This window comes from Sphingomonas molluscorum, assembly GCF_039522995.1.
GTDB classification, from domain to species: Bacteria; Pseudomonadota; Alphaproteobacteria; order Sphingomonadales; family Sphingomonadaceae; genus Sphingomonas; species Sphingomonas molluscorum.
In genome coordinates, this window is sequence record NZ_BAAAEL010000001.1 from 699,741 (window position 1) to 722,038 (window position 22,298).

A 22,298-nucleotide genomic window follows, 5' to 3' on the forward strand; every position below is an offset into this window, starting at 1 on the left:
GCCCTCCCGCTCAGTCGAGGTCCACCAGCGCAGCCTTCACCGCGCGCGCGACCTGCCGGCTCGATTGTGCCAGCGCGCGCGGGGCGTCTCCCGATCCGGCCTGGACCGAGATCGCAATGCGCACGTCCCGCCCGCCGCCGGCCTGTGGTGCCACCACGCTGCCGCTGCTGGTGGGCACGAACAGCTCCGGTCCCCGCTCGCCGACCCAATAGGGCCGCTGCGGACTGACCGGGCCGCCCGTGGCCCGCCCCGGCGCCCCCGACACCAGCCCCAGCAACGATCCCAACAACCCGCCCCCGCTCGCCGCCCCGCCCAGCAGCGTGTCGAGCCCGCTGCGCATCGCGCCTGCGGCGATCTCGCCCAGCACCTGGTTGGCGATCCGCCCCAGGTCCTCGAAGCCCATCGACCCACTGCGCACCGCCCGCACGAGCGTCGTCTCCAGCGCGCGGCTAGCCCGGTCGACGCCGCTTGCGAACGGCCCTTCCAGGCTGTTCTGCATCGCCGCCACGTCACGCGCGAAGCCGGCGGTATCGGCGCGCACCGACACCACCAGCCGCTCGATCTCCTCATCCATCGGGGAATGCCTCCATCAGCCGGGCAAGCGTGCCCGCATCGGGCGGCACCGTGCCCGCCTCGCCGCCCGCCGCCTTCACCAGCGCGCCAAGCTCGGCCGGAGTAGCCCGCCAGAAGGCGTCGGGGCTCCAGCCGAACCAAAGCCCCGCCATCCCCGCCAACCGCACCGCGGCGTCGGCGAAGCGCTCGCTCACCGCCCGCCCAGGATCTGCGCCAGCAGCTGCCGCAACGCCGGGGTCGCCGCCGCCAATCCGCCCGCGATCACCGCCTCGCCCAGCGCCTCGCGCGTCAGCGCCTCCGGCCGCTCGCGCAGGCAATGCCAGAACAGCGCCACCAGCTCGCCAAGCGCCAGCTTCCCCGCCGCCGCCCGCTCCACCAGCGCGAACAGCGGCCCCAGCTCGCCCTCGGCCGCGACCAGCGCGGCAAAGCTCGGCCGCAGCACCAGCCGCTCGCCCGCCACCCGCAGCTCCGCCTCGCCGCGGGCCGGATTGGCCGGTTCGCCGCTCATGCCGACACCACCGGGCCGGAGCTTTCCAGCGCCAGCGTGTAGCTGCGCTCGCCATTGTAATCGCCGGCATAATCGAGCCGGGTGAGCAGGAACCGCCCGGTCATGGTCTCGCCACTCTCGAAGCTCAGTCGATAGTCGTCCATCGTGCCCGCCAGCGCATTCGCCTTCAGCCGCGCCTCCGCCGCCGATCCGGTGAACACCCCGGCACCCGACACGCTCACCGATCGCACGCCCGCACCCGACAGCAGCTCGCGCCATCCGCCCGAATCCTTGGACGTGACCGCCACCGCCTCGCCGTTGATCGACAGCTGCGTCGTGCGCAGCCCCGCCACCGTGGTGAAGCCGGGCGGCACCTGGCCGTCCCCCACCTTCAGCAGGAACGCGCTTCCCTTTTCCGCCGCCATGTCTTGCCTCCTTCGTCACTGCATCCGCAGCATGCGCACCCGATATTCGTTGGTGCCGGCCCACAGCCCTTCGCCCTCGCGCACGATGCGGCTGCGCACCGGCACCAGGCTCGCGATCCGCCATCCCTCGCCCAGGTCGCGCGGCAGCGCCTCGACCGCCCCATCCACCTCACCCGCGAGTTCGCGCAGCCGCACGGGCCGCTCGCCCGCGTCGCGCAGCACGATCGCGATCCGGCCTTCACGGCCCGCCATGTCCTTGGTGCTCCAGTCGGTGAGCAGCGCCTCCGCCACCTCCGCATAGGGCCGCGCCGCGCGCACCGGCGGCGCGTCGAACACCGCCGTCACCACCCGTGCGACACCCGCATGCGCCTTGAGGGCGGCGACCAGCGCATCGCCCAGCACCGTCTGCGCGCTCATCGCTCCGCCCCCAGCCACCGCATCCGCGCATCTTCGATCCGGCGCCGCCAAAGCCCGCGCCCTTCGATTGTCACGGAGTCGTCGTCACTCTCGACCCGGATGCCGCGCACCCCGGCCGCGCCCTCGCGCGCAGCCTCCCCGATCCGCGCCACCGCCGCGGTGACCGCGCGCGCGGCCGCATCCTCGATGCGCTCCAGCAACCGCGCCCTCATCGCCGCACCTCCGGCGCCAGCCGCAGCCGCCGCCACGGCCGCCACAGCGCCGCCACCGCAGCCGGCGGCTCCCCGCCCGCGCTGCCGCTTGCGAACAGATGCGCGATCAGCAGCACCATGCCTTGCGAGATCGGCGCCGGCAGCGTCTCCCAACCCTCGGCCAGCCCCGCCTGAAAGCCGATCCGCAGCCGCCCCGCGCTGCCGGGAAGCATCGCCTTCACCCAGCCGGCGCCATCGGCGGTGAGGTCGATCGCATAGCTCCCGGCCGGCAGGGGAAAGGCGCTGCCCTCCGCCGGCAGGCCGTCGACTCGGGTGATCGCCGTCACCGGCTGCACCGGCAGCGGCGTCCAGCTCGCCGTCGCCGGCATCACCGCCTGCCAGTCGCGCGCGATCAGCGCATGACCCGTAAACGTCTCGCACACGGCAAAGGCGGTCGCAGCGGCCTGCTCCAGCACCGCCTGCTCGTGGGTCGCCGCCATGCGCAGGTGCGCAAGCGCGGCCGCGCAGGCGGCAGCGATCGCCGCCTCCGGGATGGGTGGCGTCTCCATGGGGCAGCTCCGTCACTGTTGGGCAGGAAGAAGGGTCCGGCGCAGGGCTCCCCGCGCCGGACGAGGGGTCGCTCAGGCGGCCGCGAACTTCATCAGCTTGATCGCTTCCGAATTGCTCACCTGCCCGCCCACGCGCTTGGTCGCGTAGAAGTGCACGAACGGCTTGTTCGAATAGGGGTCGCGCAGGATCTGCGTCTCCTGCCGCTCGGCAATCAGGTACCCCAGCCGGAAGTTGCCGAACGCGATCGACGCGCTATTGGCGGTGATGTCGGGCATGTCCTCCGCCTCCACCACGGGATAGCCGAGCAGCGTGTCCGGCTGCCCCGACACCAGCCCCGGCTGCCACAGGAACGCACCGTCCGACGTCTTGAGCTTGCGGATGCGCGTGGAGGTCGCCGCGTTCATCACGAACACCGCCCCCTGCCGGTACGGCGCGCGCAGGCTCTGCACCAGGTCGATCAGCCGGTCCTGCGGCTCGGTTCCGAAATCACCCGCCGCTCCGCTCGGCAGATATTGGAGGGTGCCGAACCCGCGCGCGGCATCGCCCGCGGTCGACACCGGCTGGCGCAGGAACCCCTTGGGCTGGTCGATGCCGGTGCCGTTGACGAACGCCTGCCCCTCGGCCGCCGCGAACTCCGCCGCAATCTCGCCCGCCAGCCACTCCTCCACGTCGAACGCGGCATCGTCCAGCATCGCCTGGCTCGCCGCCGGATTGGCGTAGAGGTCACCCATCGGCGGCGACACCTCATGGAAGGTCGGCGTCGCCGTCTCCGGCCGCGCCGCCGTCTCCGACGCCCAGCCCGAAGGCGTGCCGCCGCTCGTCACCAGCTTGCGATAGCCGGCAGTCCCGACCTTCACGACATTGGCGATCGCCCGGATCGGGCTTGCCGAATTCAGCAGCGTGTCGATCTGCCGGTCGATCTCGGTGGGCACCGCATAGCCGCCGCCTTCACCGGCCGTGCCGGTGAACGCCTTCATCTCCAGCACAGCACCACTGCGCACGAACCCTTCGAACGCCGCACCGCCGGGCCGGGCCGCCGCCCCCGCCAGCATCGGCCGCGCCGCCGGCGTCCCCGCACCCTCCACGCCTGCGAAGCTTGCCTCCAGCGCATCTGCCTTGGTCTCGATCGTCACCGTCTCCCGCAAGAAAAAAGGCGCCCCACCGGGACGCCCGCACCACGCTTCAAAGCTCTGCACCGTCACCCAGGCGCCACCGCATGCACCCACGCCAGCGGCTGCATCGGCACCGCCACCAGGCTCACCTCGATCAGGTCCAGTCGCTCCAACTCGCGCCACCGCCCATGCCGCGCCGCCTGCACGCGATACCCGAACGACAATCCGCCCAGCGCACCGTCCCGAACCAGTTGGGCAAGCTCCGGCAGCTCCACCCGCCCGATGACGCGCAGGCCCCGGCTGTCCTCCGCCAGTTGCTCGATCCGCCCGACCGGCACTCCCCGGTGCTGCCAAAGCAGCGGCACCGGCCCCGATCCGGCAAAAGCGCCCGCACGCACCACGTCGCCGCCCCGATCCGGCACATCGAAGATCGCGGCATAGCCGGCAAAGCGGACGCTCACCGCAGCCAGTCCTCAAAACCGGTCTTCACCGCCACGCCGACCAGCACCAGCGCCAGCAGCATCCGCACGACCCAGCCCATCGCCGCGCGCGCCGCTGATCGCTTGGCATCGCGCCAGGCCGCCAGCAGTTCGCGCAGCTCCTTCATGTCTCCACCGGCCGCAGCATCCTCCAGCCCCAGCCGGGTGAGCGCGCGCACTGCCCCGACCTCGCCCGCTTCCTCGACGATCGCGCGCAGCGTCGCCAGGTCGGCGCCATCCTGCCGCGCCTGGCCCATCAGCTGCGCCAGCACCTGTGCATTGTCCATTGCCGCCTCCGCCTGATAGTCCCCTGCGATGCGCCGCCGCCTCCGCATCGTCCTGTTCGCCGCGCTTGCAGCCTTGGTATCGATCGCGTTCGTGTTGCCCTTCGTCCGCGGCAAGCAGTGCGCGGCCCAGGGCGGCCGCTTCGAGCGCACCACCATGGCGTGCACCCTCCCGTCAGAGCGCCACCGCTGATCCCACCTTCGTGCTCCCGCGCAGGCGGGAGCCCAGGGCCCCAGACGCTGTCCTCAGTTCTGCTCATCCCTGGGCTCCCGCCTGCGCGGGAGCACAAGGAGGATTACAGCCCCGCGCCCACCGCCGGCCCCACGCCCACCAGCGCGCGCTTCTCCTCGCGGGTCAGGAACTCCGCCCCACTCACTTGGCCCCAAAGCCGCTCGCGGTCCTCCGCCAGCGCCGGCACCCGGTCGAGGTCCACCGACAGCGCCGCCTCCGCGAAATGCCCGCCAAGCCCCTGGCTCAGCTCCGCCAGGATCCGCTCGGCAAGCGGCAGGATCGACAATCGCCAGAGCGCGCGATTGGCCTCGCGATAATTGGCGTAGGTATTGTCGCCGGGCAGCCCCAGCAGCATCGGCGGCACCCCGAACGCCAGCGCGATCTCCCGCGCCGCCTGTGCCTTCAGCCCGTTGAAGTCCATGTCCGCCGGAGTCAGGCTCATCGCCTGCCACTTGAGCCCGCCCTCCAGCAGCATCGGCCGCCCCGCGTTGGCGGCACCCGCAAAGCCGGCTTCCATCTCCGCGCGCAGCCGGTCGAACTGGTCGCGCGACAGCACGCCGCCGTCGCCCGGATCATAGACCAGCGCCCCCGAGGGCCGCGCGGCATTGTCGAGCAGCGCCTTGTTCCACCGCGCCGCCGCATTGTGGACGGCGATCGCACCCGCCGCCGCCCCCAGACACCCCAGCCCGTAATGGTCGTCGAGCGGATGGAAGGCCTTGATGTGCACCACCGCCGCCCGCCCCCGGGCATCCTCCGCCGCCAGCCGCTGCACCTGCGCCCCCACTCGGTAGCGGAACGCCACCGGCCAGCCATTGGCGTCCGGCTCCACGCTCACCCGCTCGGGCCGAAGCGCATAGAGCTCGCCCACCCCGCCGCGCCCATCGTCCAGCAACTGCACGAACGCATTGCCGTGCAGCAGCAGCTGCGCCGCGATCGTCTCGACCAGCACCTGCCCGGCCGACCGCCGGCACACCAGCCGCACCAGCTCCGGGTCCGCACCCGTGACCGGGGCCGCCGCGACGCCCTCGGCCACCATCCGCACCGCGCGCTGCGCGATCGCATTCTCCAGATAGCCCGCGCGCACCTGCGCCTCGTAGCTCGTCGGCCAGCTGCCCAGCGCCGCGACCGATCCGCCCGGCGACAGCGCCGGCCGCCACCCCTCGCCCGCCGCGCCCTGTGCGCCCAGGCTCTTCCTGCCGAACCATTTCATGCTAGCTTCCTCCGCCAAGGAGAGTCTGGATGCCGCAAAGCGCACACTTCGCCCTGTTCCCCGCATCGCTGATGCTGTTCTGGCTGGGCGGCATGTTCGTCTGGGCCGGCTGGCGCATTCGCCGCCAGCAGGTCCGCCCCGCCGGCGGTGAGCCCTATGCCCGCTCCGCCACCCGCCACCTCACGATCGGCGGCAGCGTGTGCGCCGCCGCCTTCGTGCTGCTGTTCCTGTCGCTCTTCACCTGAACCGGGCTCACAGCCCCCGTACCGAGGCAGCCCCGCGGCGGCCGAGCATCAGCTCGTCCATCGCCCACACCAAAGCGTCGGCACGATCGGGGGACCGGCCCGGCCCCTCGTAGCCGCCGCCCGCCACCAACCCGCACAGCTCGTCCTCCAGCGCTGGAAAGGCACCGGCATGCGCGATCCGGCCGCGTTCATAGAGGGCGGCGATCGGCTCCGCCCGTGCCGACTTGCCGCGCGAGGCATGCACCAGCCGCACCGGCAGCGCCGCCTCGGCTGTGCGCAACACCGTCTCCACCATCGCGCCGCCCTGGTTCGCCTCCGCCACCACCCGGTCCGCGTCATGGCGCGCCGCGCACGCCGCCACCGCCCGTGCCCAGCCGTCCGGCGTCAGCCCGGAGGCACTCGCATCCTCGAGCACATAGCCGCGCCCATCGCCGCCCAAGCCCGCCGCCACGATGCCGCACGCATCTCCTTCCGCACTCGCAGGCGGGTCGACGCCCACCACCACCCGCACCAGGTCGGGCGTAGCCGCCACCCGGCACCGCTCGATCAGCCCGCGCGTCCACAGTGCACCCGGCACATCCTCCAGCAACTCCCCGTCGAGCTCCTGCCGTCCCAGCCGCGTGCCCGCATATTGCGCGGCCATCGCCTCGACGAAGCTTGCCGGCAGGTGCGGGTTGTCCACCGTCCGTCCGTGTGTCTCGTGCACGCCCGGCAGTGTGCGCACCCGCCGCAGCAGCGCGCCCGGCTTGGGCGTGGTGGTCACCACCAGCTGCGGATGCGTGCCCAGCCGCATCCCCATCATCAGATTGTCCCAGGCCGCGTCGCCCAGCCGCCACTTGGCGATCTCGTCGCACCAGCCGGCGTGGTGTTCGGGGCCGCGCAGCTTCTCGGGCGCCTCCGCCGAATAGGCGAAGGCCTTTGCGCCGGACGCGAAGTGCAGCACGCCCCCCTTCCACAGCATCGGCTCGTCGTCGTGCGCGCTCGCCTGCAACCCGCCCTCGCCGCCCACCATCACCCGGTGCACGTCGTCCAGCGTCGCCCCCACCAGCGCGATCCGCGCCTGGGGGTGGCTGCGCGCGAACTCGGACACCCACTCGGACGCCGCCCGCGTCTTGCCGAAGCCGCGGCCGGCCAGGATCAGCCAGATCCGCCACCCCTCCGCGGTCGGCAGCTGGCCGGGATGCGCCCAGCGCTCCCAGCGGTGCAGCAGCTCACGTCGCTGCTCCGGCGACAGGATCGCCAGCGTCGCCGCCTGCGTGGCCGGATCGGCACGGGCCAGCGCCCGCATCGCCGCCTCGCGTTCCTCCGCCGGGCTCACGCATCGCCTCCCTCCTGGGTCCGACGCGCCCGCGCTTCCTCGGCCGCATGGCGCTTGCTCAGCATCGCCAGCCGCTTGAGGATCGCCGCATCCGTCTTGTCCGCCGCGCCCGCGCCGGCCTTGGCGCGCTTGCCCACCGGCGCTTCCGCCTCCCGCTGTCGCTCGATCAGCCGCAGCGCGAACAGCACGTCCGGCGTCTCCAGCGGATCGCTCGAAGCGCCGGTCAGCACCGCGGCCGTACGTTCGATCAGCATCGCCTCCAGCCGGTCGTATCCGACCCGCAGCGCGGCGCGCCAGCCTTCCGCGAACCCGGCATCGCTCCGGCACGCGGCATAGGCCTGCAACGGCGCGATCGCGACCGCCGCGGCCGCTGCCTCCACGCTGCCGGTCGCCGCCAGGTGATCCAGGAACGCGCGCTGCACTCCAGCCCGGATCACACGGGTACGCCCCGTTCCCGATGCTGCTTCCGATCCCGTCCCGATCTGCCGCGCCATCGCCCCTCCCCCGAACGCAAGACGGGGCCGCAGCCCTTCGGCTTCAGCCCCGCCCGCAATTCCTCAGCGTTCCTGTCTTGTTCCACATCAGCGTGACGATGTCAAGCGCTTTGTACCTGTTTGGTTCGTCGCAGGATTCCGCTCGGCGCCTCCGCTGCTCTCCGGTAGGGAGGCCGCATGACGTCCTCGCCCCGCCCGCCGCTCTTCCGCCGACTCACCGCCAGCATCGACCGCTACAGCATGCTGCTGATCGCGACCGTGGTGGTGGCGACGCTGCTTCCGTGCCGCGGCCGCGTGGCGGACGGCTTCGCGCTCCTCACGCAGGCGGCGATCGCGCTGCTCTTCTTCCTCCACGGCGCCAAGCTGTCGCGCGCGGCGATCGTCGCCGGCCTCACCGCCTGGCGGCTGCACCTGGTCGTCTTCGCCGCCACCTTCCTGATGTTCCCGCTGCTGGGGCTGGGCGTCGAGCGGGGCGCGTCCTGGTTCCTCTCGCCGGCACTCGCGCAGGGGCTGCTGTTCCTCACGCTCCTGCCCTCCACCGTCCAGTCCTCCATCGCCTTCACCGCCATCGCCCGCGGCAACGTCCCCGCGGCGGTGTGCAGCGCATCGCTCTCCAACATCGCCGGCATCTTCATCACGCCCGTGCTCGTCGCGCTGCTGATGGGCGTGTCCGCCAGCGGCGGCGACTCGCTTGCCGCCATCGAGGAGATCGCGCTCCAGCTGCTGCTCCCCTTCATCGTCGGCCATCTCGCCCGCCCGCTCGTCGGCGGCTTCATCGAACGGCACAAGCCGCTGGTCTCCACCGTCGACCGCGGCTCGATCCTGCTCGTCGTCTACACCGCCTTCAGCGCCGCGGTGACCGAGGGGCTGTGGCACCGCGTCCCCGTCTGGCAGCTGGTGCTGGTCACGGCCGTCTGCTGCGTGCTGCTCGCGGTCGTGCTGTTCGCCACCCGCACGCTGGCGCGCCGCCTTGGCTTCTCGCGCGCGGACGAGATCGCGATCGTCTTTTGCGGCTCGAAGAAGAGCCTCGCCTCAGGCGTGCCGATGGCGGGCGTGCTGTTCCCCGCGGCGCAGGTCGGCGCCCTCATCCTGCCGCTGATGATCTTCCACCAGCTCCAGCTGCTCGCCTGTGCCGTCATCGCGCGGCGCTATGTCCAGGCGGATCTTCCCGCCAACGCTTGACACAGCCCGCCCGCTCGGGCGCAACGCACGGCTGCTGCCCAAGGATGAGAACCGGATGATCAAGACCCTGCTGCGTGCCGCCGGCCTGTTCGCCTTTGCCGCCTGGACGATGCCGCTCGCCGCGCATCAGACGGCCGCACCCGCCGCCCCGGCGCAGACCGTCGATGCCGATCCCGCCCTCTGGGTGGTGAAGGACGCGGACACCACCATCTATCTCTTCGGCACCATCCATCTGCTGAAACCCGGCCTCAGTTGGTTCGACGAGGCGGTGAAGACCGCCTTCGACCGCAGCGACGAGCTGGTGCAGGAGATCGTGCTCCCCGATCCGCAGACGGTACAAAAGGCGCTGATCGCCACCGCCATCAATCCCACCGGTCCGGGTCTCGAAGAACGGCTGCCTGCCGACGCGCGCAAGGCTTACCTGGCAGCGCTCGCCGATGTCGGCGTGCCGGCGGCGAGCTTCGACCGCTTCGATCCCTGGTTCGCGGCCACCAACCTGACCGTGCTCAAGCTGGTGAAGGCCGGCTACGACCCCAACAGCGGCGCCGAACAGGCGCTCACCGCCGCCGCCAAGCAGGCGGGCAAGCGCGTCACGGGCCTCGAGACCCTCGAACAACAGTTCGGCTATTTCGACAGCCTGTCCGAAAAGTCGCAGATCGCCTTCCTGACCGACACCATCAAGCAGCTGCCCGATGCCGAAAAGGAAGTCGGCAAGATGGTCGCGCAATGGTCGGCCGGCGATCCGGATGCGCTGGCCGAGACGATGAACGAGGGGCTCGATGCGACGCCGGAAGTGGCCAAGATCCTGCTGCTGGACCGCAACGTCCGCTGGGCCAGCTGGATCGCGGATCGCATGGCAAAGCCCGGCACCGTCTTTGTCGCGGTCGGCGCCGGCCATCTCGCGGGCAAGGACAGCGTCCAGGCGCAGCTCGCCGCCCACCGTCTGAAGGCCGAGCGCGTCCCCTATTGATGCGGCCAGGGAGCGGTTCGCGCGAACGCTCGTTGTCGCCACAGCCTCCAGCAAAGGACGCCGCATGGCCGACACCGCTCCCCGCCCCTTCCTCGGCCTCGTTGCCGGCATCGCCGCCGGGGTCGTCGCCTCCGCCGCCATGGCCGGCTTCCAGGCTGCCGCTGCCCGCCTCATGCCCTCCGACAGCGAGGACGATCCCGCGACGGTGAGGGCCGCCGACCGCGTCAGCCGGGCCGCTACCGGCCAGCCGGTCGCCGAGCCGAACCGCGCCGCCGCCGGGCAAGCGGTCCATTATCTGGTCGGCGCCGCGCTGGGCGGCATCTATGGCGTGCTCGCGGAATATCAGCCCGCCACCCGCCGCGGCTTCGGCGGCGCCTATGGCGTCGTCACCTCGCTGCTGGTCGACGAAGCCGCCGTCCCGGCCGCAGGTCTCGCGCCCGGCCCGTGGCAGGCGTCGCTCACCAGCCACGGCTACGGCCTCGCCTCGCACCTGGTCTACGGCATGGCACTGGAAGGCACCCGCACCCTGATCGCCGGCCGCCGCTGAGCGCCGCCGCCCAGCAGCACTCCCGATCGTGCCCCGGCGAACGCCGGGGCCCAGTTGGGAAACCTGGCGGCTCAAGCGCTCCGGCCGGCGAGAAAGCCTTGCGTGCCTACAGCAGCAGCCAATCCTCGCGCGTACGCCCAACCGCGCCCCCATTCTGCCGCCGCGCGAGCTCCTGCTCGGCGGTGTACCGCACGTCCTCGTCCCGGTCGGACAGGAAGCCGTCGAGCGAATCGTCGTCGATCTCCGTCCACTCGCGCCCCCGGTCCGGGCCATAGCGCACGCGCGGCAGCAGCCCGGGCAGGTTCGACCATTCGATCAGCTGCGCGATGCTCGCCTCGTTCAGCATGTCGCGCAGGTGGAATGCGGTGACATAGGCGTCCGGAAACGCCCGGTGCGCCGGCAGGCCGCGCTCATGCTCGATGCCGTGCGGCCGCCGCCAATAGCGCAGCATCTGGTTGGAAAAGCCCGGCGAGTCCGGCCACAGCCGCAGCGCGCATTTCCAGGTGCAGATCCAGTCGGCGCCATGGGTCAGCGGCGCGGTGCAGAATTTCTGCTCGAAATCCGCCCGGTGCGCCGCCAGCGCGATCCGCCGCGGATAGGGATCCAGCACCCGCCGCGCGACGTCATGCCAATAGGGCGCATCGGCGACCTGCTCGTCCAGGATATGGTGGATGGCCTGGGTGACGGGCGGGATCATCCGGCCCGGATTGACGAGCTGCGATCCGCCCTCGCCCACCAGCTCCCAGCGTCCGTCCTCGCCCAGCGCCACATCCTGCCAGCCGATCTCGCACACCCCATGTGCGGGGGGTGCGTTGCCGGTGGTTTCGAGGTCGATGACGCGAACGATCTGGGGGGAAGCCATGGCCCCGAAATGGGGCAGGCGGGCGCGAATTGCCAGCCCGCGCGTTTCAGATCGGCGGCCGCTCGCCGCGGCTGCCGGCGGGCCGGGCACCCTCGCCCGGCCCGCACCCGATCAGTGCGCCGCCTGCGGCCCGCGCTGCAGCCCGCTCAGCGCCAGCTGCTCGTCGATCTGCGCCATCAGCCGGTCGAGGCCTTCCTGGCTCTTGGCCTCGGCGCGCGCCACCAGCACGTCCTGGGTATTGGACGCGCGCAGCAGCCACCAGCCGTCCGGCGTGTTGACGCGTGCGCCGTCGGTGCGGTTGACGTCCGCGCCGGCCGCTTCCAGCCGCTCCAGGATCTCGTCGACCACCGCGAACTTGCGGCTCTCGTCGACCTGGAAACGCATTTCCGGGGTGTTGATCATCTCCGGCATCGCAGACCGGATCTCGGTCATCGACTTGCCGATCATGTGCACCGCGCGGATCAGCCGCACCGCGGCATAGGGCGCATCGTCGAACCCGTAATAGTCGTGCGCAAAGAAGATGTGGCCCGACATCTCGCCGGCCAGCGGCGAGTTGGTTTCCTTCATCTTGGTCTTGATGAGGCTGTGGCCGGTCTTCCACATCAGCGGCTCGCCGCCCAGCTCCGCGATGCGGTCGTACAGCGCCTGGCTCGCCTTCACGTCGGCGATGATCGTCGCGCCCGGCAGTTCCTTCAGCACCGGCTCGGCCAGGATCGACAGCAGCTGGTCGCCCCAGATCACCCGGCCGGTGCCGTCGATCGCGCCGATACGGTCGCCGTCGCCGTCAAAGGCGATGCCGAAGTCGAGGTTCTTGTCCGCCACCAGCTGCTTCAGCGCTGCCAGGTTCTTTTCCTCGGTCGGGTCGGGATGGTGGTTGGGGAAGCGCCCGTCGATGTCGGTGAACAGCAGGTGGTGCTCGCCCGGCAGCAGCTCAGTGAGCTTCTCGATCACCCGGCCTGCCGAACCGTTGCCGGCATCCCAGCCGATCCGGTACGCGCCGCCGGCATAGCCTGCCATCAGCCGCCCGACATAGGCGTCCTCGATGTCATAGTCGCTGACGGTGCCTTCGCCCTCTTCCCAGTCGCCCTCGGCGCCCATGCGGCCGAGCTTCTGGATGTCCTCGCCGAAGAACGGCTTGTGCTGCAGCACCATCTTGAAACCGTTGTAGTCGGCCGGGTTATGACTGCCGGTGATCATGATGCCGCCGTCGACCTCCAGCGTCGCCTCGGCGTAATAGAGCATCGGCGTCGGCCCCAGGCCGACCCGCACCACGTCGACGCCGCTCTGCGTCAGGCCCTGGACCAGCGCCGCTTCGAGCTCGACCGAGGAGACGCGACCGTCGCGGCCCACCGCCACGCGGGTGCCGCCGGCGCGGCGCACGATCGTGCCGAAGCCGCGGCCGATCGCGGTCGCATCCGCCGTGCCCAGGGTTTTGCCGACCACCCCGCGGATGTCATATTCGCGCAGCGAGGTGGGGTCGAAGACGTGGCTCATGGCTTTCTCCCTGGAATTCGGTGGCGTCAGATCGCGCGACGCCGCGGAAAGTTCAATGTCGCAAGCGGCCGAGCAGCACGTCGCGGGCTGCATTCACCCGCCGCGTGAGGTCGGCCGATCCGCCGCGGTCGGGATGGACGGCACCCACCAGCCGTCGATGCGCGGCGCGGATCGTCGCCTCGTCCGCGTCCGGGCCGACGCCCAGCACCTGCCGCGCCTCGGCCTCGCCCGTCAGCACAGGCTTGCGCGGGCGCAGGTACAGCCACAGCCCCACCAGCACCGCCGCGACCAGAAGGACCTTCAGCATCAGGCAGCGGCAGAGGGCACGACCGGGTCCGGCAGCGCCAGCCCGGCCATCATCTCGCGCAGTTCCTGGCGCGCGGCGACGTGGCTCAGCCCCATCGCGCCAAACTCGCGGCTGTCGAGCATGGTCAGCCCCTTGGGGAACAGCTCGCGATAGATCACGCGCTCCGAAAGCCCCGGGATCACCCGGAAGCCGACGCGCTTGGACAGCTGCTCAATCGCCTCGGATACGCGCCGCATGTTGCGCGCCTCGATGTGCTGCAGGCGGTTGCGCAGCACCACCCAGTCGATCGTCGACCCGTCGGCGCGGGCGCGATGCTTGCGCGTTTCCCAGATCAGCTCCGAATAGAAGCTCGGCCGCGTGACCTTGAACGTCTCCGGGTGCACCTGGCCGATCAGGTCGAAGTCGACGAAGCTGTCGTTCATCGGCGTGACCAGCGTGTCCGCGTTGGTGACGGCCATGCGCGCGAACGGATCGTCGCGGCCCGGCGTGTCGATCACCAGATAGTCGGCCTCTTCCGACAGACGCTCCAGCGTGTCGGTGAAGAAGTCCATGCTTTCGCCGTCGTGGGTCGCGTGGATCGGCATCGGCAGGGTGCCGCCCTGGCGCCGCGCCGTCTCCGCGCGATTGTCCAGGTAGCGACCCAGCGTGCGCTGGCGATGGTCCAGGTCGAACGCCGCCACCCGCGCCCCCTTGGCGGCAAGTGCGATTGCGACGTGAACCGCGGTCGTCGACTTGCCCGTGCCGCCCTTCTCGTTGGCGAACACGATGACGTGCAATCCGTTTGAGGCCGTGCTCAAGGTGCCTGCTGTCCCCTGTTGGTACCCTGGTGCTGGTGCCATGGTGTTGATCCCGTGGCGGCACCCCCATAGAAGGCCGCCTTCTCATTCTTACCGGAGGCATTGGGGCCGTGCAAACCATCCGTCAGCTCGACGCGCTTCGCGACGCGCTGGCTTCTTACCGCGCCGCAGGGGACAGCGTCGCCCTCGTTCCGACCATGGGCGCGCTGCATGCCGGCCACATGGCCCTGGTCGATGCCGCGCGCCGCCGCGCCAACCGCGTGGTGGTGTCGATCTTCGTCAATCCCAAGCAGTTCGGCCCCAACGAGGATCTCGCCCGCTATCCCCGGCGCGAGATGCAGGATGCCCGCATGCTGACGGAAGCAGGCGCCGACGTCCTGTGGATGCCGTCGGTCGAGGAAATCTATCCCGCGGGCTTCGCCACCACCGTCTCGGTGTCCGGCGTGAGCGACATCCTGGAGGGCGCGCATCGCGCCGGCCACTTCGACGGCGTCGCCACCGTCGTCGCCAAGCTCTTCGGCCAGGTCCGGCCTGACGTCGCCCTGTTCGGCGAAAAGGATTTCCAGCAGCTGGCGGTGATCCGCCGCATGGCGACCGATCTCGACCTGGGCATCGAGGTGGTGGGCGTGCCGACCCAGCGCGACGACGACGGCCTCGCCCTCTCTTCCCGCAACCTCTACCTCGATCCGGACGAGCGCCAGCGTGCCGTCGCCCTGCCTCGCGCGCTCGGCATCGCCGCGCGCACGCTGGAAAAGGGCGGGGCTGCCGACGAGGCGCTCTCCCAGGCCCACGACATGCTCGCCCAGGCCGGGTTCGAGACCGACTATATCGCGCTGGTCGATGCGGAGACCTTGGGCGATCCTGTTCCCGGCCACCCGATGCGCCTGCTCGCCGCCGCCCGGATCGGCAACACCCGGCTGATCGACAACGTCGCCGTCCTGCCTGCCTGACCGGCACCAGCCTCCCGCCCGGGCGTTCCCCACCACAGGGACGGCCGCGGGAGGCAGGATATGCGCAATCTGGATTTCACCGACTGGCACAGCGTGCTCACAACGCTGGTCGGGCTCGCGCTCTTCACCCTGATCGGCGTCGGCACCCGGCTGGTGATGATGATGACCATCCAGCAGCGCCGGGAGCGCATGAACCGGCAGATCAACGAGCGGGTCCGCACGCTGATCGCCGCCTACAAGACGCTCGGCGGCTCGTTCACCGGGGATCTGACCGTCGATCCCACCCACCTGCGCGAGCTGCGCCGCCGCAGCGATGCCGGCGCCGCCACCGAACCGATGGCGGCGCTCGACCTCACGGCAGAGCGCGCCGCCGGCTCCGAGCGCACCCGCCGCATCCGCGACGCCGTCGAAGCGGCGCTTTCCGACATCATCCTGCTCGGGACCGAGCAGCACGTCCGCTTGGCCCGGCAGGCGGTGGAGGAACTCGTCGCCGGCCATCCGGTCCACACCCACGCCCTGGTGGTGGCGTTGCGCGACTTCATCCGGGAGGCGCTGGGCCTCGACCCGATCCCCGCCGACCTCGCCATGCCGCTCCAGGGCCCCAGCCGTCCGGCCAGTTCCGGGGGGCGCGGAAAGGAAGGCGAGCGCGGCGGCAGCGGTGGTGGTGGCGGCGGCGGCGGCATGGGAGGAGGCATGGGCGGCATGGGCATGGGCGGCGGCACCGCCCTTGAAGACGACGCCCCCCGTCCTCGCTCCTGATGTGACACCCCCGCGCCCGGCGACTGCGCCGCCGACTTGGTTCAGCCCGCCAGACTCGCCCGTCCGCCCGCATGCCGCTCCAGTCGCCCGGCAAGCTCCAACTCCAGCAGCACGATCTGCACCACGGCTGCGGGGAGCGCGGATTGGCGGACCAGCTCGTCCACGGGCACCGGCACGGGGCTGAGCAAGTCCGTCACCCGCCGCCGCTCTGCCTCGCCGGCATCCTCGGCGACCGGCTCGGCCGCATACCGGCTGCCGGGCGAGCGGACGCTGCGCGGATCGATCGGGCGCAGCATCTCCGCCACGTCGGCTGCCGACTGGATCAGCGTCGCCCCCTCCCGAATTAGCAAGTTGCAGCCCTGCGCCCGCGGGTCGAGCGGACTGCCGGGCACCGCCATCACCTCGCGCCCTGCTTCCGCCGCGAGGCGCGCAGTGATCAGCGATCCCGACTTGGGCGCCGCCTCCACCACCACCGTCCCCTGCGACAGTCCGGCGATGATCCGGTTGCGATACGGGAAGTGCCGCGCGCGCGGCTCCGTCCCCGGCGGCTGCTCCGCCACCAGCAGGCCCCGCTCCGCCACCGCCTCCTGCAGCGCGGCATTCTCCGGCGGAAAGGCGATGTCGATCCCGCTCGCGATCACCCCCACCGTACCGCCGGCGAGCGACCCCGCATGCGCCGCGGTGTCGATCCCGCGCGCCAGGCCGGAGACGACCGTGATCCCCTCGTCCGCCAGCGCCTCCGCCAGTTGGCGCGCGAAACGGCAGGCGGCGGCCGACGCATTGCGCGCGCCGACCATCGCCACGCACGGCCGTGCCAGCAGCGCCAATCTCCCGCGCAGGATCAGCGCAGGCGGCGCATTCTCGATCTCTGCCAGCAGCGGCGGATAGTCGGCATCGTCCAGGAACAGATAGCCCGCGCCCAGCCGCTCGGTCCGCGCGACCTCCCGCCGCACCGCGTCCTCGGACGCGATCACCGGCGCGCGCCCGCCGCCGCGTGCGGCCAGGTGTGGCAGGGCCTCCAAGGCGGCGGTCGCGCTGCCGAAGCGCGCAACCAGCTGGCGATAGGTGATGGGGCCGACGTTCGCGGAACGGATCAGCCGGAGCCGATCGATCCGCGGGTCGGCGTCAGCCACCCTTGCGGCTGCCGACGCGGGGCTCGGTGCCGTCGAGCAACCGGCCCAAATTCTCGCGATGCTTCCACAGCGCCACCGCGGCCATTCCCAGCAGCAGCAGCACCAGGTCGAACTGCCCGAACCAGGCCGCGCTCACCGGTGCGGAGATGCAGGCGGTCATGCCCGCCACCGAGGAGATGCGCAGCAGCGCGAGCAGCCCCAACCACACGACCGCGAACACCAGCGCGCTCGGCCAGTGGAGCGCGAGCACCACGCCCAGCATCGTCGCGACGCCCTTGCCGCCGCGAAAGCCAAGCCAGACGGGATAGCAATGGCCCAGGAACGCAGCCCCCGCCGCGAAGGGGCCATGGCCGGGGAACAGCCATTCGGCCAGCACCACCGCGAGCGTGCCCTTGGCCGCGTCCAGCAGCAGCGTCGCCGCCGCCAGCCCTTTGCGCCCGGTGCGCAGCACGTTGGTCGCGCCGATGTTGCCCGATCCGATCGCCCGCAGGTCGCCCGCGCCGAACCACCGCGCGAGCAGCAGCCCGAACGGGATCGCGCCCAGCAGATAGCCAAGCAGCATTGCGCAAAGCGCCGGCGCCGATGAGAAGTCGGTTGGCAAGACTGATTTCGTACCCCTGTTGCCCCGACGCTAGGCGTTTCGGTATCGGGGCGCAACAACCTCGATCAAAGCGGGAACGTCTCTCCGCGCGCAAGGATCTGCCCCGCATGCCCGACTCCCGCCCGATCCTGTTCTTCGATTCCGGCGTCGGCGGCCTGTCGGTGCTCGCCCCCACCCAGCGGCTGCTGCCCCGCGCGCCGATCGTCTACGCAGCCGACTCGGCAGGCTATCCCTATGGCACCCGCAGCGAGGCGGAGATCGCCGCACGCGTCCCGGCACTGCTCGGGCGGTTGGCAGAACGCTTTCATCCCCGGCTGATCGTGATCGCCTGCAACACCGCCTCCACCATCGCGCTGCCGGCGGTGCGCGCCGCGCTCGACCTGCCCGTGGTCGGCACCGTCCCGGCGATCAAGCCCGCGGCCGAGTTGAGCCGCACGCGCGTCATCGGCGTGCTCGGGACCGAGGCGACGGTGCGCCAGCCCTATGTCGACGATCTGGCCACCCGATTCGCCGCCGACTGCCGCGTCCTGCGCCACGGCTCGGCCGCGCTGGTCGCCCTTGCCGAGGCGCGACTGCGCGGGGAGGAGGCGGAGGACGACGCCTACCGCGCCGTGCTCGCGGGCCTGCTCGACCAGCCCGACGGCGATCGGATCGACGTGATCGTCAACGCCTGCACCCACTTCCCGCTGGTTTCGGATCGGCTGGAGGCGGCAGCCGGGCGCCCGCTGCAGTTCGTCGACGGTGGAGAAGGCATCGCGCGGCGCATCGCCCATCTGCTCGACGGCGCCGATTGGCCTCACACTTCGGGCGAAGGCACGGCCGTGTTCACCGGCGTGGACCCCGCGATCGAGTTGCTGCGGCCTGCGCTGGCGCGCTTCGGCTTGACCAGGATCAAATTGCTGTAATCGAACGCCCCGCTCGCTCTAAACGAGGCTTTGAGAGTAGAAAAACAAGGGTCCTGCCGCTATGCAGACCGGCATGTCCAGCGACGAAACCGTTCGCGCGGTCGATTACAGCCGCGTCTTCAACCAAGCGATCGACAGGCTCCATGCCGAGGGGCGCTACCGCGTCTTCATCGACATTTTGCGCAACAAGGGCATGTTCCCCAACGCGCGCTGCTTCGCCGGGCATAACGGGCCCAAGCCGATCACGGTGTGGTGCTCCAACGACTATCTGGCGATGGGGCAGCACCCCAAGGTGATCGCCGCGATGGAAGAGGCGCTGCACGACGTCGGCGCTGGCTCCGGCGGCACCCGCAACATCGGTGGCAACACCCATTATCACATCGACCTCGAAAGCGAGCTGGCCGACCTGCACGGCAAGGAAGGCGCGCTGCTGTTCACCAGCGGCTATGTCTCCAACGAGGCGACGCTGGCGACCCTCGCCAAGGTGCTGCCGGGCTGCATCATCTTTTCCGACGAGCTCAACCACGCCTCGATGATCGCGGGCATCCGCAACTCGGGCTGCGAGAAGCGCGTCTTCCGCCACAACGACCTCGAGCACCTCGAAGAGCTGCTGGCCGAGTCGGATCCGCAGGCGCCCAAGCTGATCGCGTTCGAAAGCGTCTATTCGATGGACGCCGACATCGCGCCGATCGCCGAAATCTGCGACCTCGCCGACAAGTACAACGCCCTGACCTATCTCGACGAGGTCCATGCCGTCGGCATGTACGGCGCACGCGGCGGCGGCATTTCGGAGCGGGACGGCGTCGCCGATCGCCTCAACATCATCGAAGGCACGCTCGGCAAGGCTTTCGGCGTGATGGGCGGCTATATCGCGGCCGATCGCACGATCATCGACGTGATCCGCAGCTATGCGCCTGGCTTCATCTTCACGACCTCGCTGTCGCCGGTGCTGGTCGCAGGCGCCCTCGCGAGCGTCCGCCACCTGAAGGCATCGTCAGCCGAGCGCGAGGGCCAGCAGGTCGCTGCCGCCAAGCTCAAGGCGATGTTCCGCGACGCCGGCCTGCCGGTGATGGATTCGACCACGCACATCGTGCCGCTGATGGTCGGCGATCCGGTCAAGGCCAAGCGCGTCAGCGACATCCTGCTCGCCGAATACGGCGTCTACGTGCAGCCGATCAATTTCCCGACTGTGCCCCGCGGCACCGAGCGCCTGCGCTTCACCCCCGGCCCCGCCCATGACGAGTCGATGATGCGCGAACTCACCGAGGCGCTGGTCGAGATCTGGGGCCGCCTGGAAATGCGCCGCGCCGCCTGACATCTGTGTGCTCCTGCGCAGGCAGGAGCCCAGGGCAGCAAAGCGCAACGGCGGATACCTCTAGGCTCCTGCCTCCGCAGGAGCACGGTGCGCGCTATGGGCGCGCCGTCCCCGCAAGCACCGCCCGCGCGTCCTCGCAATCGCGCGCGATCTGCGCCTTGAGCGCATCCAGCCCGTCGAACCGCCACTCCGGCCGCAGATACTCGATCAGGTCGACCTCGATCCGCTGCCCATACAGGTCCCCGGAGAAGTCGAAGAAATGCGGCTCGAGCAGCTCCAGCGGCGGTTCGATCATCGGCCGGATGCCCAGGTTCGCGACGCCGTCGAGCACGCGCCCATCGGCCAGCCGCCCGCGCACCGCATAGATGCCATAGGCCGGGCGCAGATAGCTCCCGAGCGTCAGATTGGCGGTCGGGAAGCCCAGCTCCCGCCCCAGCCGCGCGCCCGGCTCTACCATGCCCTGGATCGCGAACGGCCGGGTCAGCAGCGCCGCGGCCTCCGCCGGCCTGCCCGCCTCCAACAGCGCGCGGATGCGGCTCGACGAGACCGGCTCGCCCCCCTCCTCGACCGGCGCCACCGTGTCGACCGAAAACCCCTGCGCCGCGCCCAGCGCCGCCAGCACCGCGACATTGCCATCGCGTCCCTTGCCGAAGGTGAAATCGGCGCCCGTCACCACGCCGCCGATCCCCGCCAGCCCGCGCAGCCGCTCCTCCACGAACGCCGCGGCCGACAGGCTCGCAAGCGCGGCATCGAACCGGAACACCAGCATTGCATCGGCGCCGGCGTCGGCGAACAGCCGCTCGCGCTGATCGAGCGTCGTCAGCCGGAACGGGGCGGCATCAGGCCGGAAGTGGCGGATCGGATGCGGGTCGAACGTCGCGACGATCGCGGGTCGTCCCTCGGCATGCGCGCGCGTCACCCCCCGGCGCACCACCGCCTGGTGCCCGAGGTGGAAACCATCGAAATTGCCGAGCGCGACGATCCCGCCGCGCAACCCTGCGGGGACCGCCGAGCTGCCGTCCAGCCGCTCCATGCCCCGCGCTATAGGGAAAGCGGGCGCGCAGGCAAACCATGCGCGTCACCGCAGGTCGCGCTCCAACTCTACCGTGCTCCTGCGCAGGCAGGAGCCCAGGGCACCGGGCGCTACCGTCCGCGGCCTTGCTACCGCACCAGTGTTATAAAGCTGTACCCCGGCCGCTCGCCCTCAGCCGGAAAGTCCTCCCGCGCCACCTCGCGCCAGCCCTCGAACGCCGGCACCACCGCATCGCCATCAGGCGCAGCATGCACCTCGGTCAGCTCGATCCGGTCCGCATGCGGCAGGAACAGCGCGAACACCTCCGCTCCGCCGATCACCGCCACCTCGCCATCGCCGGCCAGCGCCATCCCCGCCTCCGGATCATGCACCACCTCGGCACCCGGTGCATTCCAGCTGCGGTCGCGCGTCAGCACGATGTGCCGCCGCCCCGGCAGGGGGCTCGGGAAGCTCTCGAACGTCTTCCTGCCCATCACCATCGGCTTGCCCATGGTGCCCGCCTTGAACCGCTTGAGGTCGGCCGGCAGGTGCCAGGGCAGCTGCCCGTCGCGTCCGATCACGCCATTGTCGGCCCGCGCCAGGTGGAAGACGATCATACCGCGACCGGCGCCTTGATATGCGGCTGGGCGACATAGTCGTGGAGCACGAAGTCCTCCAGCTCGTAGCCGTCGATGCCGTCCGGCCGCCGCAGGATCTCCAGCCGCGGCAGCGCGGTGGGCGTGCGCGACAGCTGCTCGCGCGCCTGGTCGAGGTGGTTGAGGTAGAGGTGGCAGTCGCCGCCCGTCCACACGAACTCGCCGACCCCCAGCCCGCACTGGTCCGCCAGGATATGGGTCAGCAGCGCATAGCTCGCGATGTTGAACGGCACGCCCAGGAAGATGTCGGCCGAGCGCTGGTAGAGCTGCAGCGACAGCTTGCCGTTGGCGACATGGCACTGGAACAGGCAGTGGCAGGGCGCCAGCGCCATCGCCGGCAGGTCACCCGGATTCCAGGCCGAGACCACCATCCGCCGCGACGCCGGATTGCTTTTCAGCGTCGCGATCAGCTCGGCGATCTGGTCGAGGTGGCGGCCATCGGCCGTCTCCCAATCGCGCCACTGCTTGCCATAGACAGGGCCGAGGTCGCCCGATTCGTCCGCCCACTCGTCCCAGATGCTCACCTTGCGCTCCTGCAGCCAGCGCACATTGGTGTCGCCGCGCAGGAACCACAAAAGCTCGACGATGATCGAGCGCAGGTGCAGCTTCTTGGTGGTGAGCACCGGAAAGCCCGCCGAAAGGTCGAAGCGCATCTGGTGGCCGAACACCGAACGGGTGCCGACGCCGGTGCGGTCCATCGTCTCCACGCCCGTGTCGAGCGCGCGCTGCATCAGGTCGAGATATTGCTGCATGCCGCCGGCGTAGCGGCTG

General features: G+C 70.8%; 31 protein-coding genes. 9 read left to right on the top strand and 22 right to left on the bottom strand.

The window, feature by feature from the left end; genetic code table 11:
- Positions 1-10 precede the first annotated feature (10 nt).
- The 10 genes from ABDZ92_RS03380 to ABDZ92_RS03425 all read right to left on the bottom strand — a co-directional run bounded on the left by ABDZ92_RS03380 (position 11) and on the right by ABDZ92_RS03425 (position 4,541).
- A complete protein-coding gene (locus tag ABDZ92_RS03380) occupies positions 11-574 on the bottom strand; it encodes a hypothetical protein (RefSeq protein ID WP_272695258.1) in 564 nt (187 codons plus the stop codon).
- Positions 567-725 (bottom strand): phage tail assembly chaperone, encoded by a 159-nt coding sequence (locus tag ABDZ92_RS03385; RefSeq protein WP_125961843.1) that lies wholly within the window; start codon positions 723-725, stop codon positions 567-569. Before ABDZ92_RS03385 ends, ABDZ92_RS03380 begins: the two co-directional genes overlap by 8 nt.
- 38 nt (positions 726-763) lie before the next feature.
- A complete protein-coding gene (locus ABDZ92_RS03390; protein WP_125961734.1) occupies positions 764-1,081 on the bottom strand; it encodes a gene transfer agent family protein in 318 nt (105 codons plus the stop codon).
- Positions 1,078-1,485: a phage major tail protein, TP901-1 family gene (locus ABDZ92_RS03395; RefSeq protein ID WP_125961735.1), complete on the bottom strand. Its 408-nt coding sequence runs from the start codon at positions 1,483-1,485 to the stop codon at positions 1,078-1,080. The genes ABDZ92_RS03390 and ABDZ92_RS03395 overlap by 4 nt, the downstream gene beginning before the upstream one ends.
- A gap of 15 nt (positions 1,486-1,500) precedes the next feature.
- Positions 1,501-1,902, bottom strand: coding sequence for a tail completion protein gp17 (gene gp17 / locus ABDZ92_RS03400; RefSeq protein ID WP_125961736.1), 402 nt, complete (start codon positions 1,900-1,902; stop codon positions 1,501-1,503).
- Positions 1,899-2,114, bottom strand: coding sequence for a hypothetical protein (locus tag ABDZ92_RS03405; RefSeq protein WP_343761605.1), 216 nt, complete (start codon positions 2,112-2,114; stop codon positions 1,899-1,901). Before ABDZ92_RS03405 ends, gp17 begins: the two co-directional genes overlap by 4 nt.
- Complete coding sequence (locus ABDZ92_RS03410; RefSeq protein WP_125961738.1) at positions 2,111-2,662, bottom strand: head-tail connector protein; 552 nt, start codon at positions 2,660-2,662, stop codon at positions 2,111-2,113. Before ABDZ92_RS03410 ends, ABDZ92_RS03405 begins: the two co-directional genes overlap by 4 nt.
- Before the next feature lie 72 nt (positions 2,663-2,734).
- A complete protein-coding gene (locus ABDZ92_RS03415; RefSeq protein WP_343761724.1) occupies positions 2,735-3,769 on the bottom strand; it encodes a phage major capsid protein in 1,035 nt (344 codons plus the stop codon).
- Between the two features lie 92 nt (positions 3,770-3,861).
- Entirely contained in the window at positions 3,862-4,236 is a 375-nt protein-coding gene (locus tag ABDZ92_RS03420; protein WP_125961739.1) for an HK97 family phage prohead protease, read from the bottom strand.
- Positions 4,233-4,541: a DUF6127 family protein gene (locus ABDZ92_RS03425; protein WP_125961740.1), complete on the bottom strand. Its 309-nt coding sequence runs from the start codon at positions 4,539-4,541 to the stop codon at positions 4,233-4,235. Before ABDZ92_RS03425 ends, ABDZ92_RS03420 begins: the two co-directional genes overlap by 4 nt.
- 28 nt (positions 4,542-4,569) lie before the next feature.
- On the opposite strand from ABDZ92_RS03425, the gene ABDZ92_RS03430 reads away from it, so the two are divergent.
- Complete coding sequence (locus tag ABDZ92_RS03430; protein WP_164521328.1) at positions 4,570-4,731, top strand: hypothetical protein; 162 nt, start codon at positions 4,570-4,572, stop codon at positions 4,729-4,731.
- 103 nt (positions 4,732-4,834) lie between these two features.
- On the opposite strand, the gene ABDZ92_RS03435 is transcribed toward ABDZ92_RS03430, so the two are convergent.
- Positions 4,835-5,980: a phage portal protein gene (locus tag ABDZ92_RS03435; protein ID WP_125961741.1), complete on the bottom strand. Its 1,146-nt coding sequence runs from the start codon at positions 5,978-5,980 to the stop codon at positions 4,835-4,837.
- Between the two features lie 29 nt (positions 5,981-6,009).
- Here ABDZ92_RS03435 and ABDZ92_RS03440 point away from each other — a divergent pair, with 29 nt between their 5' ends.
- Positions 6,010-6,225, top strand: a complete 216-nt coding sequence (locus tag ABDZ92_RS03440) for a hypothetical protein (RefSeq protein ID WP_125961742.1) — start codon at positions 6,010-6,012, stop codon at positions 6,223-6,225.
- A 7-nt stretch (positions 6,226-6,232) separates the two neighbouring features.
- On the opposite strand, the gene ABDZ92_RS03445 is transcribed toward ABDZ92_RS03440, so the two are convergent.
- Positions 6,233-7,513, bottom strand: a complete 1,281-nt coding sequence (locus tag ABDZ92_RS03445) for a DNA-packaging protein (RefSeq protein ID WP_125961846.1) — start codon at positions 7,511-7,513, stop codon at positions 6,233-6,235.
- A 26-nt stretch (positions 7,514-7,539) separates the two neighbouring features.
- On the bottom strand, positions 7,540-8,037 hold the full coding sequence (locus ABDZ92_RS03450; RefSeq protein ID WP_125961743.1) for a hypothetical protein: 498 nt from the start codon (positions 8,035-8,037) through the stop codon (positions 7,540-7,542).
- A gap of 177 nt (positions 8,038-8,214) precedes the next feature.
- On the opposite strand from ABDZ92_RS03450, the gene ABDZ92_RS03455 reads away from it, so the two are divergent.
- The 3 genes from ABDZ92_RS03455 to ABDZ92_RS03465 all read left to right on the top strand — a co-directional run bounded on the left by ABDZ92_RS03455 (position 8,215) and on the right by ABDZ92_RS03465 (position 10,736).
- Positions 8,215-9,219, top strand: a complete 1,005-nt coding sequence (locus ABDZ92_RS03455; RefSeq protein WP_343761609.1) for a bile acid:sodium symporter family protein — start codon at positions 8,215-8,217, stop codon at positions 9,217-9,219.
- 55 nt (positions 9,220-9,274) lie between these two features.
- Positions 9,275-10,189, top strand: a complete 915-nt coding sequence (locus tag ABDZ92_RS03460; RefSeq protein WP_125961745.1) for a TraB/GumN family protein — start codon at positions 9,275-9,277, stop codon at positions 10,187-10,189.
- Between the two features lie 64 nt (positions 10,190-10,253).
- Positions 10,254-10,736: a DUF1440 domain-containing protein gene (locus tag ABDZ92_RS03465; RefSeq protein WP_125961746.1), complete on the top strand. Its 483-nt coding sequence runs from the start codon at positions 10,254-10,256 to the stop codon at positions 10,734-10,736.
- Between the two features lie 106 nt (positions 10,737-10,842).
- Here the strand turns inward: ABDZ92_RS03465 and ABDZ92_RS03470 are convergent, their stop codons facing one another.
- The 4 genes from ABDZ92_RS03470 to ABDZ92_RS03485 form a co-directional block, all read right to left on the bottom strand.
- A complete protein-coding gene (locus tag ABDZ92_RS03470) occupies positions 10,843-11,598 on the bottom strand; it encodes a 3'-5' exonuclease (protein ID WP_125961747.1) in 756 nt (251 codons plus the stop codon).
- Positions 11,599-11,709: 111 nt separating this feature from the next.
- Positions 11,710-13,092: a phosphoglucomutase/phosphomannomutase PgmG gene (pgmG, locus tag ABDZ92_RS03475; RefSeq protein WP_125961748.1), complete on the bottom strand. Its 1,383-nt coding sequence runs from the start codon at positions 13,090-13,092 to the stop codon at positions 11,710-11,712.
- A gap of 52 nt (positions 13,093-13,144) precedes the next feature.
- On the bottom strand, positions 13,145-13,399 hold the full coding sequence (locus tag ABDZ92_RS03480; RefSeq protein ID WP_125961749.1) for a J domain-containing protein: 255 nt from the start codon (positions 13,397-13,399) through the stop codon (positions 13,145-13,147).
- Positions 13,399-14,238, bottom strand: coding sequence for a division plane positioning ATPase MipZ (locus tag ABDZ92_RS03485; RefSeq protein WP_125961750.1), 840 nt, complete (start codon positions 14,236-14,238; stop codon positions 13,399-13,401). The genes ABDZ92_RS03480 and ABDZ92_RS03485 overlap by 1 nt, the downstream gene beginning before the upstream one ends.
- A gap of 68 nt (positions 14,239-14,306) precedes the next feature.
- Between ABDZ92_RS03485 and panC the strand changes: the two genes are divergently transcribed.
- Positions 14,307-15,146: a pantoate--beta-alanine ligase gene (panC, locus tag ABDZ92_RS03490; RefSeq protein WP_125961751.1), complete on the top strand. Its 840-nt coding sequence runs from the start codon at positions 14,307-14,309 to the stop codon at positions 15,144-15,146.
- 60 nt (positions 15,147-15,206) lie between these two features.
- Entirely contained in the window at positions 15,207-15,905 is a 699-nt protein-coding gene (locus ABDZ92_RS03495) for a hypothetical protein (RefSeq protein ID WP_125961752.1), read from the top strand.
- Positions 15,906-15,946: 41 nt separating this feature from the next.
- Here ABDZ92_RS03495 and dprA read toward each other — a convergent pair whose 3' ends face one another.
- Positions 15,947-17,038 carry a DNA-processing protein DprA gene (dprA, locus tag ABDZ92_RS03500; protein ID WP_125961753.1) on the bottom strand — a complete coding sequence of 364 codons (1,092 nt, stop codon included), beginning with the start codon at positions 17,036-17,038 and terminating at the stop codon, positions 15,947-15,949.
- Positions 17,031-17,600, bottom strand: coding sequence for a glycerol-3-phosphate 1-O-acyltransferase PlsY (gene plsY, locus ABDZ92_RS03505; protein ID WP_125961754.1), 570 nt, complete (start codon positions 17,598-17,600; stop codon positions 17,031-17,033). Before plsY ends, dprA begins: the two co-directional genes overlap by 8 nt.
- A gap of 146 nt (positions 17,601-17,746) precedes the next feature.
- Here plsY and murI point away from each other — a divergent pair, with 146 nt between their 5' ends.
- The gene (gene murI, locus ABDZ92_RS03510) at positions 17,747-18,544 is read left to right on the top strand and encodes a glutamate racemase (protein ID WP_125961755.1); all 798 of its coding nucleotides are present in this window, start codon (positions 17,747-17,749) and stop codon (positions 18,542-18,544) included.
- A gap of 73 nt (positions 18,545-18,617) precedes the next feature.
- Positions 18,618-19,859 carry a 5-aminolevulinate synthase gene (gene hemA, locus ABDZ92_RS03515; protein ID WP_125961757.1) on the top strand — a complete coding sequence of 414 codons (1,242 nt, stop codon included), beginning with the start codon at positions 18,618-18,620 and terminating at the stop codon, positions 19,857-19,859.
- A gap of 94 nt (positions 19,860-19,953) precedes the next feature.
- On the opposite strand, the gene ABDZ92_RS03520 is transcribed toward hemA, so the two are convergent.
- The 3 genes from ABDZ92_RS03520 to ABDZ92_RS03530 form a co-directional block, all read right to left on the bottom strand.
- Entirely contained in the window at positions 19,954-20,892 is a 939-nt protein-coding gene (locus tag ABDZ92_RS03520) for a bifunctional riboflavin kinase/FAD synthetase (RefSeq protein WP_125961758.1), read from the bottom strand.
- Between the two features lie 128 nt (positions 20,893-21,020).
- Positions 21,021-21,488 (bottom strand): dihydrofolate reductase, encoded by a 468-nt coding sequence (locus ABDZ92_RS03525; RefSeq protein ID WP_125961760.1) that lies wholly within the window; start codon positions 21,486-21,488, stop codon positions 21,021-21,023.
- A complete protein-coding gene (locus tag ABDZ92_RS03530; RefSeq protein ID WP_125961848.1) occupies positions 21,485-22,279 on the bottom strand; it encodes a thymidylate synthase in 795 nt (264 codons plus the stop codon). The genes ABDZ92_RS03525 and ABDZ92_RS03530 overlap by 4 nt, the downstream gene beginning before the upstream one ends.
- Positions 22,280-22,298: the final 19 nt, after the last annotated feature.

What these genes read in the sequence shown, in the direction of transcription:
- ABDZ92_RS03380 (WP_272695258.1), bottom strand. Translation starts at nt 574, where the DNA reads ATGGATGAGGAGATCGAGCGGCTGGTGGTGTCGGTGCGCGCCGATACC.
- ABDZ92_RS03385 (WP_125961843.1), bottom strand. Translation starts at nt 725, where the DNA reads ATGGCGGGGCTTTGGTTCGGCTGGAGCCCCGACGCCTTCTGGCGGGCT.
- ABDZ92_RS03390 (WP_125961734.1), bottom strand. Translation starts at nt 1,081, where the DNA reads ATGAGCGGCGAACCGGCCAATCCGGCCCGCGGCGAGGCGGAGCTGCGG.
- ABDZ92_RS03395 (WP_125961735.1), bottom strand. Translation starts at nt 1,485, where the DNA reads ATGGCGGCGGAAAAGGGAAGCGCGTTCCTGCTGAAGGTGGGGGACGGC.
- gp17 (WP_125961736.1), bottom strand. Translation starts at nt 1,902, where the DNA reads ATGAGCGCGCAGACGGTGCTGGGCGATGCGCTGGTCGCCGCCCTCAAG.
- ABDZ92_RS03405 (WP_343761605.1), bottom strand. Translation starts at nt 2,114, where the DNA reads ATGAGGGCGCGGTTGCTGGAGCGCATCGAGGATGCGGCCGCGCGCGCG.
- ABDZ92_RS03410 (WP_125961738.1), bottom strand. Translation starts at nt 2,662, where the DNA reads ATGGAGACGCCACCCATCCCGGAGGCGGCGATCGCTGCCGCCTGCGCG.
- ABDZ92_RS03425 (WP_125961740.1), bottom strand. Translation starts at nt 4,541, where the DNA reads ATGGACAATGCACAGGTGCTGGCGCAGCTGATGGGCCAGGCGCGGCAG.
- ABDZ92_RS03430 (WP_164521328.1), top strand. Translation starts at nt 4,570, where the DNA reads ATGCGCCGCCGCCTCCGCATCGTCCTGTTCGCCGCGCTTGCAGCCTTG.
- ABDZ92_RS03435 (WP_125961741.1), bottom strand. Translation starts at nt 5,980, where the DNA reads ATGAAATGGTTCGGCAGGAAGAGCCTGGGCGCACAGGGCGCGGCGGGC.
- ABDZ92_RS03440 (WP_125961742.1), top strand. Translation starts at nt 6,010, where the DNA reads ATGCCGCAAAGCGCACACTTCGCCCTGTTCCCCGCATCGCTGATGCTG.
- ABDZ92_RS03445 (WP_125961846.1), bottom strand. Translation starts at nt 7,513, where the DNA reads ATGCGGGCGCTGGCCCGTGCCGATCCGGCCACGCAGGCGGCGACGCTG.
- ABDZ92_RS03450 (WP_125961743.1), bottom strand. Translation starts at nt 8,037, where the DNA reads ATGGCGCGGCAGATCGGGACGGGATCGGAAGCAGCATCGGGAACGGGG.
- ABDZ92_RS03455 (WP_343761609.1), top strand. Translation starts at nt 8,215, where the DNA reads ATGACGTCCTCGCCCCGCCCGCCGCTCTTCCGCCGACTCACCGCCAGC.
- ABDZ92_RS03460 (WP_125961745.1), top strand. Translation starts at nt 9,275, where the DNA reads ATGATCAAGACCCTGCTGCGTGCCGCCGGCCTGTTCGCCTTTGCCGCC.
- ABDZ92_RS03465 (WP_125961746.1), top strand. Translation starts at nt 10,254, where the DNA reads ATGGCCGACACCGCTCCCCGCCCCTTCCTCGGCCTCGTTGCCGGCATC.
- ABDZ92_RS03470 (WP_125961747.1), bottom strand. Translation starts at nt 11,598, where the DNA reads ATGGCTTCCCCCCAGATCGTTCGCGTCATCGACCTCGAAACCACCGGC.
- pgmG (WP_125961748.1), bottom strand. Translation starts at nt 13,092, where the DNA reads ATGAGCCACGTCTTCGACCCCACCTCGCTGCGCGAATATGACATCCGC.
- ABDZ92_RS03480 (WP_125961749.1), bottom strand. Translation starts at nt 13,399, where the DNA reads ATGCTGAAGGTCCTTCTGGTCGCGGCGGTGCTGGTGGGGCTGTGGCTG.
- ABDZ92_RS03485 (WP_125961750.1), bottom strand. Translation starts at nt 14,238, where the DNA reads ATGGCACCAGCACCAGGGTACCAACAGGGGACAGCAGGCACCTTGAGC.
- ABDZ92_RS03495 (WP_125961752.1), top strand. Translation starts at nt 15,207, where the DNA reads ATGCGCAATCTGGATTTCACCGACTGGCACAGCGTGCTCACAACGCTG.
- plsY (WP_125961754.1), bottom strand. Translation starts at nt 17,600, where the DNA reads ATGCTGCTTGGCTATCTGCTGGGCGCGATCCCGTTCGGGCTGCTGCTC.
- murI (WP_125961755.1), top strand. Translation starts at nt 17,747, where the DNA reads ATGCCCGACTCCCGCCCGATCCTGTTCTTCGATTCCGGCGTCGGCGGC.
- hemA (WP_125961757.1), top strand. Translation starts at nt 18,618, where the DNA reads ATGTCCAGCGACGAAACCGTTCGCGCGGTCGATTACAGCCGCGTCTTC.
- ABDZ92_RS03520 (WP_125961758.1), bottom strand. Translation starts at nt 20,892, where the DNA reads ATGGAGCGGCTGGACGGCAGCTCGGCGGTCCCCGCAGGGTTGCGCGGC.
- ABDZ92_RS03525 (WP_125961760.1), bottom strand. Translation starts at nt 21,488, where the DNA reads ATGATCGTCTTCCACCTGGCGCGGGCCGACAATGGCGTGATCGGACGC.
- ABDZ92_RS03530 (WP_125961848.1), bottom strand. Translation starts at nt 22,279, where the DNA reads ATGCAGCAATATCTCGACCTGATGCAGCGCGCGCTCGACACGGGCGTG.